The sequence below is a fragment of the Rhizobium etli CFN 42 genome (genome assembly GCF_000092045.1).
In the GTDB taxonomy this organism is placed as follows: Bacteria; Pseudomonadota; Alphaproteobacteria; order Rhizobiales; family Rhizobiaceae; genus Rhizobium; species Rhizobium etli.
In genome coordinates, this window is the sequence record NC_007763.1 from 59,817 (window position 1) to 74,875 (window position 15,059).

General features: G+C 61.2%; 12 protein-coding genes and 4 pseudogenes. 6 read left to right on the plus strand and 10 right to left on the minus strand.

Annotated elements, in window-relative coordinates:
• Position 1 precedes the first annotated feature (1 nt).
• From RHE_RS22280 to RHE_RS22305, 6 genes are read left to right on the plus strand one after another with little or no spacing between them, the layout of a single operon-like run.
• On the plus strand, positions 2–1,132 hold the full coding sequence (locus RHE_RS22280; protein ID WP_011427521.1) for a CgeB family protein: 1,131 nt from the start codon (positions 2–4) through the stop codon (positions 1,130–1,132).
• Positions 1,129–2,217 carry a CgeB family protein gene (locus RHE_RS22285; RefSeq protein WP_011427522.1) on the plus strand — a complete coding sequence of 363 codons (1,089 nt, stop codon included), beginning with the start codon at positions 1,129–1,131 and terminating at the stop codon, positions 2,215–2,217. The genes RHE_RS22280 and RHE_RS22285 overlap by 4 nt, the downstream gene beginning before the upstream one ends.
• Positions 2,214–3,314 (plus strand): CgeB family protein, encoded by a 1,101-nt coding sequence (locus RHE_RS22290; protein ID WP_011427523.1) that lies wholly within the window; start codon positions 2,214–2,216, stop codon positions 3,312–3,314. The genes RHE_RS22285 and RHE_RS22290 overlap by 4 nt, the downstream gene beginning before the upstream one ends.
• Positions 3,315–3,326: 12 nt before the next feature.
• Positions 3,327–4,373 (plus strand): UDP-glucuronic acid decarboxylase family protein, encoded by a 1,047-nt coding sequence (locus RHE_RS22295; protein WP_011427524.1) that lies wholly within the window; start codon positions 3,327–3,329, stop codon positions 4,371–4,373.
• Between the two features lie 20 nt (positions 4,374–4,393).
• Positions 4,394–5,128: a TIGR04290 family methyltransferase gene (locus RHE_RS22300; protein ID WP_011427525.1), complete on the plus strand. Its 735-nt coding sequence runs from the start codon at positions 4,394–4,396 to the stop codon at positions 5,126–5,128.
• A 33-nt stretch (positions 5,129–5,161) separates the two neighbouring features.
• Positions 5,162–6,076 carry a c-type cytochrome gene (locus tag RHE_RS22305; protein ID WP_011427526.1) on the plus strand — a complete coding sequence of 305 codons (915 nt, stop codon included), beginning with the start codon at positions 5,162–5,164 and terminating at the stop codon, positions 6,074–6,076.
• A 33-nt stretch (positions 6,077–6,109) separates the two neighbouring features.
• Here RHE_RS22305 and RHE_RS22310 read toward each other — a convergent pair whose 3' ends face one another.
• From RHE_RS22310 to RHE_RS35010, 10 genes and pseudogenes are all read right to left on the minus strand, one after another.
• Positions 6,110–6,472 carry a c-type cytochrome gene (locus RHE_RS22310; RefSeq protein WP_187331735.1) on the minus strand — a complete coding sequence of 121 codons (363 nt, stop codon included), beginning with the start codon at positions 6,470–6,472 and terminating at the stop codon, positions 6,110–6,112.
• Positions 6,473–6,506: 34 nt separating this feature from the next.
• Positions 6,507–7,399, minus strand: a pseudogene (locus tag RHE_RS22315) (cytochrome c oxidase assembly protein).
• Positions 7,396–7,998: a cytochrome c oxidase subunit 3 gene (locus RHE_RS22320; protein WP_011427529.1), complete on the minus strand. Its 603-nt coding sequence runs from the start codon at positions 7,996–7,998 to the stop codon at positions 7,396–7,398. Before RHE_RS22320 ends, RHE_RS22315 begins: the two are co-directional and overlap by 4 nt.
• Complete coding sequence (ctaD, locus tag RHE_RS22325; protein WP_011427530.1) at positions 7,995–9,908, minus strand: cytochrome c oxidase subunit I; 1,914 nt, start codon at positions 9,906–9,908, stop codon at positions 7,995–7,997. Before ctaD ends, RHE_RS22320 begins: the two co-directional genes overlap by 4 nt.
• Positions 9,905–10,888 carry a cytochrome c oxidase subunit II gene (gene coxB / locus RHE_RS22330; RefSeq protein ID WP_011427531.1) on the minus strand — a complete coding sequence of 328 codons (984 nt, stop codon included), beginning with the start codon at positions 10,886–10,888 and terminating at the stop codon, positions 9,905–9,907. Before coxB ends, ctaD begins: the two co-directional genes overlap by 4 nt.
• A complete protein-coding gene (locus tag RHE_RS22335) occupies positions 10,885–11,478 on the minus strand; it encodes a c-type cytochrome (protein WP_020922687.1) in 594 nt (197 codons plus the stop codon). Before RHE_RS22335 ends, coxB begins: the two co-directional genes overlap by 4 nt.
• Positions 11,479–11,492: 14 nt before the next feature.
• A pseudogene (locus tag RHE_RS22340) lies at positions 11,493–13,894 on the minus strand (FdhF/YdeP family oxidoreductase).
• A gap of 175 nt (positions 13,895–14,069) precedes the next feature.
• Positions 14,070–14,321, minus strand: a complete 252-nt coding sequence (locus RHE_RS22345; protein ID WP_020922689.1) for a hypothetical protein — start codon at positions 14,319–14,321, stop codon at positions 14,070–14,072.
• A 208-nt stretch (positions 14,322–14,529) separates the two neighbouring features.
• Positions 14,530–14,727: pseudogene (locus RHE_RS22350) on the minus strand (helix-turn-helix domain-containing protein); the annotation flags it as partial.
• A gap of 171 nt (positions 14,728–14,898) precedes the next feature.
• Positions 14,899–15,045, minus strand: a pseudogene (locus RHE_RS35010) (FadR family transcriptional regulator); the annotation flags it as partial.
• Between the last annotated feature and the right edge of the window lie 14 nt (positions 15,046–15,059).

Genomic DNA, 15,059 nt, shown 5'->3' on the forward strand with positions numbered 1-15,059 from the left:
CATGAAGTTCATTTTCTACACCCATTCATTGGTCTCCGACTGGAATCACGGCAATGCCCATTTTCTTCGCGGCATCATGCGCGATCTCCAGCGGCGCGGCCATGAGACGCTGGCGCTGGAGCCGCAGGATGCTTGGAGCCGGGCCAATCTGGTGCGAGACCAGGGGGCGGCTGCGGTCGAGGCATTTCACCAAGCCTTTCCGCAGCACCGTTCGCAGATCTACGGCAAGGGATTCGACCACGAAGCAGCGCTTTCCGATGCCGATGTCGTCATCGTTCACGAGTGGACGGAGCCGCAATTGGTCGAGAGGCTCGGCCGCATCCGGCGCGACGGCGCGGCCTTCACCCTGCTTTTCCACGATACGCACCATCGGGCCGTCTCCGCCGAAGGCGATATCGCAGGGCTGGCGCTTGACGACTATGATGGTGTGCTGGCCTTCGGGCAGACGCTGCGCGAGCGTTATCTCAGAGCCGGCTGGGGGAAATCCGTCTTCATCTGGCACGAGGCGGCGGATGACGCGCTGTTCAGACCGTTGCCGGAGATCGAGAAATGCGGAGACCTCATCTGGATCGGCAACTGGGGCGACGACGAACGGTCCGCCGAAATCGGCGAATTTCTGATCCATCCTGCGAGGGATCTGAAGCTCGACGCGGTCGTGCGCGGCGTCCGCTACCCCGACCATGCGCTGGACGAACTTCGCAAAGTCGGCACCGCCTATGGCGGCTGGATCGCCAATGCCGAGGTTCCCGCGGCCTTCGCCCGCCACAAGGTCACCGTACACATTCCGCGCCGACCCTATGTCGAACATCTGCCGGGTATTCCGACCATCCGTGTCTTCGAGGCGCTCGCCTGCGGAATACCCCTGATCTCGGCGCCCTGGAAAGACGCCGAACATCTCTTCGAATCCGGCAGGGACTACCTTGTCGTCGGTGACGGACAGGAGATGAAGAAAAGCCTGCGCGACGTCCTCTCCGATACCGATCTGGCTGCGAACCTTGCCGCCGCCGGCCTTGAAACGATCAAGACCCGTCACACCTGCCGCCACCGCGTCGACGAGCTTTTCGCCATTCTGGCGCACTGCGGCACGCATAGGGTCACCGCAAACCTGCAATCCAGGGAGGCTGCCGAATGAAGATCGCCTTTTACGGATCAAGTCTCGTCTCCGCCTATTGGAACGGCGCCGCCACCTATTATCGCGGCCTGCTGCGGGCGCTGGCGGAAAAGGGTTACGATATCACCTTCTATGAGCCGGATGTCTATGACCGACAGAAGAACCGTGACATGGATCCGCCGGACTGGTGCAGGCTCGTCGTCTACGAAGGGACGATCGACGCCCTCAAGGCCGTCACAAGCGAGGCAGTCGAAGCTGATATCGTCGTTAAGGCGAGTGGTGTTGGCTTCGAGGACGATCGATTGCTGGAAGAGGTGTTGCGTCATGCACGCCCGCACGCGTTGAAAATCTTCTGGGACGTCGATGCGCCGGCGACGCTTGCCGAACTCAGGGCCAACCCCGATCATCCGCTACGCCTTGCGCTCGCCCGGCTTGATCTCGTGCTGACCTATGGCGGCGGCGACCCCGTCGTGAACGCATACCGTTCCGTCGGAGCGGCCGAATGTGTGCCGATCTACAATGCGCTGGACCCGCAAACGCATCATCCGGTGCCGCAGGACTACCGCTTCGCCGCCGACCTCGGGTTCCTTGGCAATCGCCTGCCGGATCGCGAGGCGAGGGTCGAGCATTTCTTCCTCGAACCGGCGTCGCGTCTGCCAAACCGGACATTCCTGCTTGGCGGTTCCGGCTGGCAGGACAAGCCGATCCCTTCAAACGTCCGCTATATCGGCCATGTCCCGACGCGCGATCACAACGCTTTCAACGTGACGCCGATGACGGTCCTCAACATATCGCGCGCCAGTATGGCGGAGAATGGTTTTTCCCCTGCGACGCGGGTCTTCGAGGCGGCCGGCGCCGGGGCTTGCCTCATTACCGACTACTGGGAGGGCATCGATGTCTTTCTGAAGTCCGGCGAGGAGGTCCTGGTCGCGCGCGACGGACAGGACGTGGCTGCCTTGCTCAGCGGCTTATCCCACCAATCCGCCCGGGAAATTGGAGAAAGGGCGCGCCGGCGCGTTCTGGCCGAACACACCTATGTCAATCGCGCCGAAACTGCAGACGAGATTTTTCGCGCCCGTCTTGGCGCGCGGGAGGCCGCCGAATGACGAGATCGCTCGATATCGTCTTCCTCGGGCTCTCCCTTTCCTCTTCTTGGGGGAACGGTCACGCCACGACCTATCGCGCCCTGATCAAGGGTCTTCGGCAGGACGGCCATCGGGTCCTGTTCGTGGAGCGGGACGTGCCGTGGTATGCCAGCCACCGGGATCTCCCTTCGCCTGACTTCTGCGAGCTCGCCTATTATTCCGATATCGGCGCAATGCTCGAGCGTCACGGCGAAAGGCTCGACAAGGCCGATGCCGTCATCGTCGGATCCTATGTTCCCGATGGTGTGCCGCTCATCGACGGGCTCGGGGCGCTGGGGCTGAAACGTCTCTGCTTCTATGACATTGACACGCCGGTCACCCTCGCCAAGCTCGATCGCGGTGATGAGGAATATCTGGCGCTGCGGCAGGTTCCCTTGTTTGACACTTATTTCTCCTTCTCCGGAGGAAGGGTGTTGACGCGGCTCGAACAGAGATATGGCGCGCGCAGAGCCGTCGCGCTCTATTGTTCGGTCGACGAGGGGCGTTATGCCAATACCGGCGAGCCCACTTGCTGGGATCTCGGCTATCTCGGAACTTATAGCCATGACCGGCAGCCGACACTGGAGCGCCTTCTGCTGGAGTCGGCGCGCCGCCTGCCCTCGATGCGCTTCGTTGTCGCCGGGCCGCAATATCCAGCCGAGATTGAATGGCCGGCCAACGTCGAGCGCATCGAGCATCTGCCGCCTGCCGATCACGCAAGCTTTTACAGCCGGCAGCGGTTCACGCTGAACGTGACCCGCAGCGATATGATTGCCGCCGGCTGGTCTCCCAGCGTGCGGCTGTTCGAGGCTGCCGCCTGCGGGGCGCCTATCATCAGCGACTTCTGGCAGGGTCTCGATGAACTGCTGCCGGACCGTAACGCTTTGTTCATTGTGCGCACGCCGGAGGATGTCGTGGCGCTGCTGACGGAGCTTCCCGACAGCGACCGTCTGGCCGCCGCCGCAGCAGCGAGAAAGCTGGTGATGAGCAGTCATACCGGTGTCGCTCGTGCCGGCGAGCTCGCCCGGTCTCTTTCGAATCTGTCCGCTAATCCAGCTTTTGACCGTATCTCAGCGTGAAGGAGAGTATCGATGCTTCAAGCCAATCGTCGCGGAAAAAGCAAGACTGTTCTGGTGGCAGGGGGCGCCGGCTTCGTCGGCTCGCATCTCTGCGATGCTCTGCTCGGCCGTGGCGACACCGTCATTTGCGTCGACAGCTACATTACCGGCTCGCGAGACAATGTCAGGCCGTTGATGAACCATCCGGGCTTCCGGCTCATCGAACAGGATATCTGCAAATTCATTGAAATCGGCGAACCGCTCGACCAGATCTATAATCTGGCCTGCGCCGCGTCCCCGCCGCAATACCAGGCGGATCCCGTTCACACGATGATGACGTGCGTTGCCGGTACGGGTAATCTGCTGGCGCTTGCCGAGCGGCACCGGGCCGCCTTCCTCCAGGCCTCGACGAGCGAAGTCTATGGCGATCCCGCTGAGCATCCGCAGAAAGAGGACTATCGCGGTAATGTCAGCTGCACAGGACCGCGTGCTTGTTATGACGAGGGAAAGCGCGCCGCGGAAGCTCTTTGCTTCGACATGCTGCGTGCCGGCCGCGTCGACGTGCGGGTCGCCCGCATCTTCAACACCTATGGGCCGCGAATGCAGGCAAATGACGGCCGGATCGTCTCCAACCTGGTCGTGCAGGCCCTCTCGGGGAAACCGCTCACCATCTACGGAAGCGGCATGCAGACCCGGTCCTTCTGCTACGTCAGCGATCTTGTCGGCGGCCTTATGGCGCTGATGGATGTGCGGCCGAACCCTGGTGTTCCCGTCAACCTCGGCAATCCGGGGGAATTCACCATCAACGAGCTCGCGCAGATGATCCGTTCGATGGTGCCGGTGCGAACGGCTGTTGCCTACAGACCTTTGCCGAAGGATGATCCTCAACGCCGGCGGCCCGATATTTCTCGCGCGACAGAACTGCTCGATTGGCAGCCGACGGTGCCCCTTGCCGAAGGGCTCAGATATACGATCGACTGGTTTGCCGCCAATTTGGACGATCGTCCCCGTAAACGTGTCGCTGCGCCTCGCCGTCAGTGCGCCGCGGCGGCCTCGCAGGCTGCCCCCTTGGATAACTGACCGAGAAGCGGATGCAAACGATGATGAACCTGGCTTTGCAACAGCGTATCAGCGAATTGGGTCCCTGGTTTCAGAATATGCGGTTCGGAGAGATCGAAACCGCGCCGGATCATTTTCTCGGCGACTATCCGGCGTTCAAATGGGAAGGCTTCAAGCATGTTGTGCCCAAGGATCTGGAAGGATGCAGCGTTCTCGATATCGGCTGCAATGCCGGCTTTTATGCGCTTGAGATGAAGCGCCGCAATGCCGGTCGGGTGTTGGGCATCGACAGTGACCCACGTTATCTCGAGCAGGCCCGTTTCGCCGCCGATCATTTCGGCCTTGATGTCGAGTTCAGGCAGATGTCGGTTTACGAGGTGTCGAAACTCGGCGAGAGGTTCGATCTGGTGCTCTTCATGGGCGTGCTTTACCACTTGCGCCATCCGTTGCTGGCATTGGATCTGCTCTACGAGCATGTGGTCGCAGATCTCATGCTGTTCCAATGCCTGCAGCGTGGCGAAGAGCGTATCGCCAAGCTTGAAGAAGACTACGACTTTTCGGAATGGAAGATTTTCGACCGATCGGATTTCCCGAAGCTGTTCTTTGTCGAAGAGCGCTTTGCCGCCGATCCCACCAATTGGTTCATTCCCAATAAGGCAGCGGTCGAAGCGATGCTGCGCAGCTCGGGCTTTGTCATAGAGGCCAATCCCGAGCGAGAAGTTTATCTCTGCCGCCGAGGTCGGCGGCCATACAAGGTCGAGCCGCCGCCCGGTTGAGGCGATTGTTTCACCTAGACTAGCGGGTCCAGAATGCTCAGAGGTGCCCGACTGATTTCGACCGCTGTCGCTGCAGTCCTCCTTGTCTTCTCCTCGACTTGGCTACTGACGAGGCCGCATCCCCGTGTCGTTGCCGGCGATCCCACGCTGACGTCGGGAGATGCCGGGCGTGGCAGACTGGTTTTTGCTGCGGGCGACTGCGCCTCCTGTCATGCTTCCCCCGGACAGCCGGACCGCTTCAGGCTGGGGGGCGATCTCGCACTGGCCTCACCCTATGGGATCTTCAGAGTCCCCAATATCTCGCCCGACCCGGAGGCCGGTATCGGATCATGGTCGGTCGCCGATCTCGCCAATGCGCTGATTTCAGGCGTCTCTCCGTCAGGGCAACATTATTATCCGGCATTCCCCTATGCCAGCTATACCGGCATGACGCTCGGCGATATCAGAGATCTCTACGCCTTTCTGCATACGCTTTCGCCCGTGCCGGAGCGCGCGCAACCGCATCAGATTTCTCCGCTGTTTCGCATCCGGCGGTTTGTCGGTTTCTGGAAGCTGCTGTTCTTCCGAGAAGGCAGATCGGGAGGAGCGGAGAATGGCGATCCCGTGCATGATCGCGGCGCATATCTCGTGGAGACGCTTGGCCATTGCGCCGAGTGCCACTCCTCCCGCAATATCTTCGGTGCGATAAAGCCGAAAACGCGATTTGCCGGCGGAGTGAGTTCGGAAGATGTCGGCTTCAACCCCAATATAACACCGATAGGCATTGGCTCGTGGTCGGAGCAGGATCTAGTCGAAATGCTTCGCAGCGGCATGACGCCCGGCCACGGCTATGTCGGCTGGGTCATGGCGGACGTCGTAGAGAACACGGCGGAACTTCCCGAGGTCGACAGGATGGCCATCGCCCGGTACGTCAAGTCGCTGCCGCCGCGGCCGACGCCCCATCCATAGGGCATTCAATTGCGGACGATTAACCGGTTCTTCCTAGTTGGCATAGAGATAGGCGGCGAGATCACGGGCTTCCTGATCGGATATTCCGGTCGCCGGCATCGCCGTTTTTGGCGAATGGGCCTGCGGCATGACGATCCAGCCGACGAGATTATCGGCGGAATTGTTGAGGACGCCGGCAATATAGACCCGTTCGCGCAGAGCGGAGAGATCGCCGCCGACCTTGCCGTCTGCGCCTGCGATGCCTGGAATGGTATGGCAGCCTGCGCACCCATATCGGCGGAAGATCGCTGGTGCCCGATCGGGATCGCCTTTCGTCATGGCGACCGCCGCGGCTCGCTTTTCCGATCGCTGCCGGTAGACGTCTGCCAGGGCCAATGCCGCCGTCAGGCTCATCATGCATGCCGCGATCATGACGGCGGGTCGAAGGGAATTATGGGGCGGCGATCGGTGTTGCACCTGCGTCTCCTTTCCCGGAATCCCGGATCCATAATGCCATCAGCACCAGAGCGGCCGCCGCGTATATAGTTCCGGCAGGCACCCACATCACCAGGCCTGCCACTTGCTGCTCTTCAAGCGGTGACAAGCCCCAGCTTCCCGAGGCTCGGGTCTGCGTGGCATAGAGTACGTTTGGTGAAAGCGCGATCAAGGCTCCGAGAATGCTCATATGGAGCATGGTTAGGAAGAGATGCCAGGCCGCAAGCCCTCTGTCCGTCTTCCAGATGACGGGCCACCAGAACAGGACGGCACTTAGGAAAAAGGTAAGATGTTGCAGACGGTGGAGCGGCGTGCTTTCGATTGCGGCGTCGAACAGGAGGGGCGAATGCCATGCCCAGATCGCCGCCCCGTGCAGCAGCGTCGTGAGGCTGCCGTTGCTCAGCATTGTCCAGGTCCTGCGGAACACGCGTAAGGCGAGCACGTGCCCCGCCCGTCGCCTGACGATCCTTGGCAGCCCCCACAGCAACACCGCCGACGGGCGTGCCAAGACGATGAGCGGCGCGGCAATCGCCATAACCAGCTCATGTTCGATCATGTGGAAGGTGAAAAGCTGTTCTCCCAGCCAATGCAGGGGAGAGACAAGCGCGGCGGCAAGCACCAGCCAGCCGGCCCAATAGGCCAAAAGACGGTGCATGAAGACGCGACGGCCCGCGGATGATCGCGACATGAAGCGAAGGCTTCCGCTTGCATAGAGGGCTGCGCAGACGCCAGCGGCGCAATTATCAAGGGATCGGCCGTCCAGTGAAGGGAACTCGCATAAGTATGGCCTTCATGTGCCGATAGCGGTGTCGCCATAAGAACAAGACCGATTGTCGTTGCTGTTCTCATAGCCGCGGCACCCAGTAGATACACCCGTAGAGGGGAAGCCAGGCGAGGACGACAAAGTTCCAGTAGAGCGCGTTGTCTTCGACATCGCCGTAGCGCCGAGCATTGTCGCCATGCTTTGAAAACATCAGGCAGGCGAGAACAATCGTATCAATAAGATCGGTGATGATGTGGGTGGCGTGCAGGCCGAGCATCGTCCAGATGATTGATCCATAGGCATCGTCGTCCCAACCTATGTGCAGTGCACGAAATTCGAAGGCGCGGGGTATGAGGGGTGACGCTCCGAGAAGCGTCATGACGATCAGTCCCACCCGCACCTTTCGCAGGTCCCTCTGCTTCGCCCACCGCGCGACGAGCATATTCGGCACGATGCTGACGAGAAGCAGCAGGGTCAGAATTGTGCCGGGAAGGAGATCCGGGGCAGGGGCTTCGATCGGCCAATGCGGCGCCAGGCTCATGAGATAGAAGTAAACGACGATCGCCAGAGCGAATCCCATGCCTTCGATCAGCATGAAGGCGCTGGTTCCCCAGAAGGTCAGGCTCGCGCTGCCCAAGCCGTGCAGGGGAAGCTTCGACAGATCGGCCACCACGCGCTCCTTCATGACTCGTCCTCCCGCGTTTGCTTGGGCCAGAACCATCCTGTCAGGGTGATAGCCACCGGAGCGGCTCCCCAGACAACGGCCCACGGGCTGAAGATCGAACCGATCAGCATGATGCCCGTGGCAATGGCGGCCAGAAATGGCCAGATGGAATCGGCTGGCGAGGCCTCCCGCGCCTCCGGCTCGCCCGCGGTGACACTGCTGACGATTAGTTCCCGCCGATCGAGCCGAAGTCCCGTCGCCACCGCCAATGTCTCGTCCGACATCCAGAGCGGCTCGCGCGATTCGACCACCGGAATATGCCGAAAATTATAAGGGGGAGGGGGCGAGGGTACGGCCCACTCCAATGTTGACGCATTCCAGGGATTGGGGCCGGCCCGCGGGCCATGGCGGAAGCTGCGCAGCGCATCGATGAAAAAGACCAGGAATCCGCCGGCCAGGATAAAGGCGCTGAGGCTGACGAAGAGGTTCAAGCCGGCCCAGGGCAGCTCGGGCGGATAGGTGTAGACGCGCCGCGGCATACCCTGGAGGCCCAGGATGTGCATCGGGAAAAAAGTCAGGTGGAAGCCGGTGAAGATCAGGCCGAAGGCCCATCGGCCGGACCTTTCGCTCATCATCCGCCCGGTCATCTTCGGGAACCAGTAATAGATCGCGCCGATCAGCGGGAAGACGGAGCCGCCGATCAGCACATAATGGAAATGGGCGACGACGAAATAGGTGTCGTGGACCTGGCTATCGAGCGGCACCGACGCCACCATGACGCCAGTCAGGCCGCCGATGACGAAGGTGATGAGAAAGCCGATGACGAAAAGCAGCGGTGTCTTGAAGACCGGACGGCCATCCCACAGCGTTGCCAGCCAGCAAAAGATCTGGGTTCCGGCGGGAATGGCGATTGCCATGCTCGAGGCGGTGAAAAAGCTGCTCCCCAGCCGCGGCAGGCCGGCCACGAACATGTGGTGCACCCACAGGCCGAAGGAGAGAATTCCTGTGGCGATCATTGCCAGCACCAGCGGCATATAGCCGAAGACGGGACGCTGCGTGAAGGTGGAGATTATGGCGGAGACGATGCCGACTGCCGGCAGAAAGATGATGTAGACCTCGGGATGACCGAAGAACCAGAACAGGTGCTGCCAGAGAAGGACGTCGCCACCTTCCGCAGGATTATAGAACTGGGTGCCGACCAGCCGGTCGAGAATGAGGGACGAGCTGGCAAACATGATCGCCGGCATGGCCAGGATGACCAGAAAGGCCGTGACCAGCATCGACCAGACGAAGACGGGGATCCGATCGAGCGACATGCCGGGCGCCCGCAGCTTGAAGACCGTCACGACGATCTCGACGGCAACGGCGAGGGCGGAGACCTCGGTAAAGGTGATCATCTGTGCCCAGAGGTCCGCCCGTTTCCCGACACCATATTGCGGGCCGGCCAGAGGCACATAGGAGAACCAGCCGACATCGGGGGCGGTATCGAGGGCGAGGGAGATCCACAGCAGCAGCCCGCCGGCGAGGTAGATCCAGTAGGAGAAGGCATTCAGCCTGGGAAAGGCGATGTTGCGGGTTCCGACCATCAGAGGAACGAGATAGACCGCCATCGCCTCCATGACCGGTACTGCAAACAGGAACATCATGTTGCTCCCGTGCACGGTGAAGATCTGATTGTACCGGTCCGCGCTGATGAAGCGGGTCTCGGGAAAGGCGAGCTGGATGCGCATCACAAGCGCCAGCACGCCGCCGAGGATAAGAAAGACAAAGGCTGTCGCGACATAGCGCCGACCGATGATCTTGTGATCGACGGTGGAGAGCGCTGCCAGAAATCCGGAAGGCGTCGACCATGTGCGCCTGAGGAAGGCTTCCGCTTCTTCACTGCCGGCAGCCAGATCGGCGGGGGAAGGGGGTCTGCCGCTGCCGGTCATCGCAGACCACTCATGTAGGCGCTCAACTGTCGCAGTTCTTCGCCGGTAAGGGGGACCAACGGCATGTTGTTGCCCGGCTTCAGCGTTTGCGGGTCGGCAATCCATGCCGCAACCGATCCCCGCGTATTCTCCAGCAGCCCCGCCGCAATCATGCTGCGGCTGCCGACATGGGTGAGGTCAGGCCCTGACGTGCCCGATGCCCCGGTGCCGCGGATGGTGTGACAGGCGGCGCAAGGCTTGCTCATGAAGACGAGCTTTCCCGCAGCGGCATCACTGTCGGCCGGTGCGGCTGCCGTCTTTCTCTGCGACTCCAGCCATCTGGCATAGTCCGCCGGCTCCTCGGCGATCACCAACAGCGCCATGTGGCTGTGCTGCAGGCCGCAGAATTCGGCGCATTGGCCGCGATAAATGCCGGCTTTGCTGGCATGCAGCGTCAGCCGGTTGTCGCGGCCGGGGACCAGATCCTGCTTTCCCGTCAGGTTAGGCACCCAGAAGGAATGAATGACATCAGTCGCTTCCAGGCGCAGCCGGACATCGGTTCCCACCGGGATATGCAGCTCGTTGGCGGTCTGGAATGTCCTGGCGGGATCCGCGTCGAGGTAGGTAAACTGCCACCACCACTGCTGCCCGCGAACGGTGATGGTCGGCAGATTGTCCCGGCCGCGGTCGACGCCATTGGTAGCATAAAAGCTGGTGATGGTCAGGAAGCTTACGACCAGGAAGGTCATAACGATCGCGCCCGTAACGACCCTGCCCATGGAACGCTCAGTCTGCGGTTCGCCGGGGGCCTGGTTTTTCCTGCGAACCAGCGCCCATGCCATGACGCTCATGACAAGCACGAAAACCACGCCGCAGACGGCGACGAACAGGAATATCAGGCTCTTGAGTTCCGAAGCGGCGGGTCCGTCCGCATTCAGCGCCGACTGCGTGCCGGCAACGCAGCCGGACAGAAACAGGGTGCATGCCGGGGTGATCTTCAAGGCCGGACACCTCGATCGGAGCGGACGCCCACCGGCCCTTCCTCGAAAAGAGTTGCGGCCGGCGCCCGGTTCTCGGCCGGTCTCGTATGCTTGTCGTCGTTGCGGCTCGGCGCGGTATAGGGAGCGGAATAGGCACCGATCGTCCTGACGTAGCCCGCGAGCTGCCAGATCTGGTCGCTTGTCATTTTGTTGGCGAAGGCAGGCATGCCGTGAGGCCGTCCGTCGCGTATGGATGCCACGACCGATACCATTTCCGAGCCATAAAACCACCAGCCGTCAAGGAACGAAGGGCCGGTCCCGCCTCGTCCGTCTCCATGGCAAGTAGGGCAGCCGAACCAGGAATAAAGGCGCTTGCCCTGGCTCAGATCATAAGCGGTCGTCTCATAGGGCTTGCCAAGCGCGAAATAGACATCCGACGGGGCGCCGCCGATCCCGCCCGGCATCAGTCTGAATTGATCGAGGGCCGACGTGACAGGCGGATCGGCGCGGTATTGCCTGGGATGTCTTGCCCAGCCAATGACTGCGCCGACGGCGGATATGCAGAGAACCGTCATCACCGCAAACCAGTTGCCGAACCTGTTTTCGCTCATCGCCGCGGCCTGGATCAGAACGGCGATGGCTGGGTCGAGAGGCTAAGGCGCACGGGCAACAGCTTGTAAGACGGCGTCTTGGATTTCGCGTCGTGATGCGCCAGCGGAAAGAGCGGATTTGCCTCCGGGTAATAGGCTGCGCAGCAGCCTGCCGGAATATCGTGCCCGGCAACCCTGAAGCGCGTGACGCGGCGCGTCCGGGCAATATCGATGGCGGTCGTCAGGTCGACGAAATCGCCCTCCTTCAAGCCCATCCGGCGGATGTCGTCCGCATTCATGAAGACGACTTTCCTGGTTCCGTCTACGCCGCGGTACCGGTCGCTGCAACCATAGATCGTCGTGTTGAACTGGTCGTTCGACCGCAGGGTGGTGAGATTGAGGACCCGGTCGGCGGCCGGATCGATGAAAAACTCGGGAAAGAGCCGTGGCGGCGTGACGAAATTGGCCTTCTGGTTTGGCGTCGTCCATTTACGCTCGCGCGCCGGCACCGGCCGTGGGATGCCTCCAGGCTGGAACATCCGCTTGTTGAAGTCCCTGAAGGTCTCGGGATAGGTCGCTTCGATCGCATCGCGGATTTTCGAATAATCCCCCACCCATTCATCCCAAGGAACGCGGCCTTGCGTCAGCGTCGCCTTGGCGATGCCGGCGACGATAGCCGGCTCCGACAGAAGCTCGTCGCTTGCGGGCCTTGCCTTGCCGCGCGATCCGTGGAAATGCGCCACCGAACTTTCGATGGAGACGGCTTGCGCACCGCTCGATTGTTCATCGATCTCCAGCCGGCCGAGACAGGGCAGGAGATAGGCGATCTCACCATGGATGACATGGCTGCGGTTGAGTTTCGTGGCAATCTGCACACTCAGGCGAAGTTTCCGCCACGCCTCTTCCATTGCGTCGGTTTCCGGGACGGCGCGCAGGAAATTGCCGCCGAGGCTGACGAAGGCCCTCGCTTCGCCTTCCATGATCGCTTTGCAGGTGTCGACCGTCGAGCGGCCCTCCCACTTCGGTGGCTCGAACTGGTAGAGTTCCGCCAGCTTGTCAGAGGCACCAGGCCTGGCTTTTCCGTTATGCCGACGGTGCGCTGTCCCTGGACGTTTGAGTGGCCTCGCACTGCGCAGATATTGGCGCCGGGCTTGCCGACGTTCCCCCGCAAAAGGGCGAGATTGACCACCATCTGAACGTTCTGCACGCCCATGACCTGCTGGGTGAGCCCCATGCCGTAGATCATCAGCACGGCCTCGGAATTGGCATAGGTGCGGGCCGCCTGCGTCATCTGTTGGCGGGTCAGGCCGGAAATGCGCTCCAGTTCGGCCCAGTCGTGCCGACGCGCAGCGCCGGCGAATTCTTCGAAACCCGCCGTATGTGTCTCGATGAAATCGTGGTCGAGCACATGCCGTTTGTCGGCAGCAGCTATCGAGGCGGCAAACGCGACCGCTGCGGCGCTGGACGGATCGTCAGGCGAGGCGTCCTCGCCCGAGACCTTGCTCATGCCCGATGCCTTCATGGCATCGTCGGCCTCGATCAGAGCCTTGCAGATCCCGAAGAGCGCCGCGACGTCGCCGCCATTCTTCACCTGATAATATTCGGAGGATATCGGCGTCGAGCGGCCCGTCAGCATCTGACTCGGTATTTGCGGATTGGTGAAATGTTCGAGGCCTGGCTCGCGCAAGGGATTGAAAGTAACGATCTTCACGCCTCTATCGACCGCGTCCTGCAGATCGTGAAGCATTCTCGGCGAGGAGGTCGCGACGTTCTGCGCCAGATAGAAAATGCAGTCGCAGTTCTGGAAATCGGAAAGAATTGCCGTGCCGACCGTGGCCCCGATGCTTTCGGGAAGGCCGACTGACGTGCTTTCGTGACACATATTCGAAGAGTCCGGCAAATTGTTGCTGCCGAAGATGCGCGCAAACAGCTGATACATGTACGATGTCTCAAGAGCGGCACGTCCGGACGTATAGAAATCGACCTGCTGCGGGGGAACGGCCCGCAACTCTCTGCCGATTTCGTCGAAGGCTTCCTTCCAGCTGACCGGTTCGTATTTGTCGGTCCGGCTGTTCCATCGCATCGGATGTGTCAGACGACCTTGTTCTTCGAGATCGTGATCGCTCCACTCTTCCAGCTCCTGCAATCTGTGAGCGGCGAAGAAGGCGCGGTCTGCGCGGCGCGTGGTAATTTCCCAGGCGGTCGCCTTTGCGCCGCTTTCGCAAAATTCCATCGGATGGGGCTTCGCAGGCTTGGCCCAGGCGCAACTCACGCACATGTAGCCGTCAGGCTTGTTGTGATAGGCTAACAACGACGGTCCGGACCGCGGGACGTGTTCGCGTAGAAGAATTTCTCCAAGAGCTCTCGCCGCCGGCCATCCGCCGGCCGCGTGCGTGCTCTCACCGATAGTCGGATGATGTTTCGGTCTCGCAGACATTTTTACCTCCCGACATTGTCCAAGGGAATCCCGGCAGATATGTCGCGACCCTGAACTCCCTGAGAAACAAACTGTTCCATCCGGGGCGGCAAAGCATCGTAGTTGCCTGCCGTTGCCGGTCGTGGAAAGCCGAGCAGAAAAATTCCGGAGACGGCCTCAGCCGCCTCGCATGTCCTCAGAACTGCGTCGGAGCGTCGGCCTCCACCTCGGCATAGAGTTGACCGCACATCGTCAGCGATCGCCGCATCGCAGCGACGCGATCTTCGGCGTCCTCGGATGAATAGGCCCAGATGTCGGTCGCCCAGCTCTTGCCACCCATCTCGTACTGCAAGGCGAACTTGTAGAGCCGCCGCTTATCCGCGTCGGTGCTCACGAAAGCGCGATCGGGATCATCGCGGCGCTGGCGCGGGAAACTTACGACATTCACAATGTGCTCCTCGGGTTCGCCTTGCCGCCAGGGTTCGAAAGGCCGCTTTTGCTTGGACTAACCTGATCGCCCCTATTTCGTTCCCTTCGCTCCTGGTTAGAGCAGGTCCAATCGCGGTCTGATCCTTCAGGCAAGTTGCATTGCCGCGTCAATTCCGATGTACATACAAATGATGTACACCAGCGGGCCTGACGTCACGGGAGGGAGGATTCGACGGCCGACCGATCGCCTTATGGCGGATCGACGCCGCGCCGTCGGTGCTGATGCGATCCAACAGCCGCCGCACCTGGCGCTCGCTCAGAGCAAGCACATGCGCCGCCGTGACCATCGTCATCCGGCCGGCGATCACCTTCGACAGAACCTCGATCCGCTGCAGATCACGCTCGCTCATCGCAATCAATCCCATCCGCAATCTCCCACGTTAGCAAATGCGGGGAGTGTGACATTCCAACTTTGCAGAAACAGGACATTCTAACTTTGCGGCTACAGGCGAATCTGGCGTAATCAACGTTATGGAACTTGATTCCTGCGGCGGACCATTCGCAACTGTGGCCGCGCGCGAAAGGAACCATCGCACCGCATGCTCCTTGTTGATCCTCTTCAGATATCCCTGATAGGCGCGTGACGACTGACGGTGCCTGAGCACCAGCTCGAAGTTGATGCTCTCCATTACCGCTTCCAGAAAACTCGGGAAATGCGGGTTGCGCGTCGCCCGCGCGATCGCGCTGCCTTGCGCCC

Bases quoted from the DNA above. Each gene is read 5' to 3' on its own strand.
- RHE_RS22280 (WP_011427521.1), top strand. From the start codon at position 2: ATGAAGTTCATTTTCTACACCCATTCATTGGTCTCCGACTGGAATCAC.
- RHE_RS22285 (WP_011427522.1), top strand. From the start codon at position 1,129: ATGAAGATCGCCTTTTACGGATCAAGTCTCGTCTCCGCCTATTGGAAC.
- RHE_RS22290 (WP_011427523.1), top strand. From the start codon at position 2,214: ATGACGAGATCGCTCGATATCGTCTTCCTCGGGCTCTCCCTTTCCTCT.
- RHE_RS22295 (WP_011427524.1), top strand. From the start codon at position 3,327: ATGCTTCAAGCCAATCGTCGCGGAAAAAGCAAGACTGTTCTGGTGGCA.
- RHE_RS22300 (WP_011427525.1), top strand. From the start codon at position 4,394: ATGATGAACCTGGCTTTGCAACAGCGTATCAGCGAATTGGGTCCCTGG.
- RHE_RS22305 (WP_011427526.1), top strand. From the start codon at position 5,162: ATGCTCAGAGGTGCCCGACTGATTTCGACCGCTGTCGCTGCAGTCCTC.
- RHE_RS22310 (WP_187331735.1), bottom strand. From the start codon at position 6,472: ATGATGAGCCTGACGGCGGCATTGGCCCTGGCAGACGTCTACCGGCAG.
- RHE_RS22320 (WP_011427529.1), bottom strand. From the start codon at position 7,998: ATGAAGGAGCGCGTGGTGGCCGATCTGTCGAAGCTTCCCCTGCACGGC.
- ctaD (WP_011427530.1), bottom strand. From the start codon at position 9,908: ATGACCGGCAGCGGCAGACCCCCTTCCCCCGCCGATCTGGCTGCCGGC.
- RHE_RS22335 (WP_020922687.1), bottom strand. From the start codon at position 11,478: ATGAGCGAAAACAGGTTCGGCAACTGGTTTGCGGTGATGACGGTTCTC.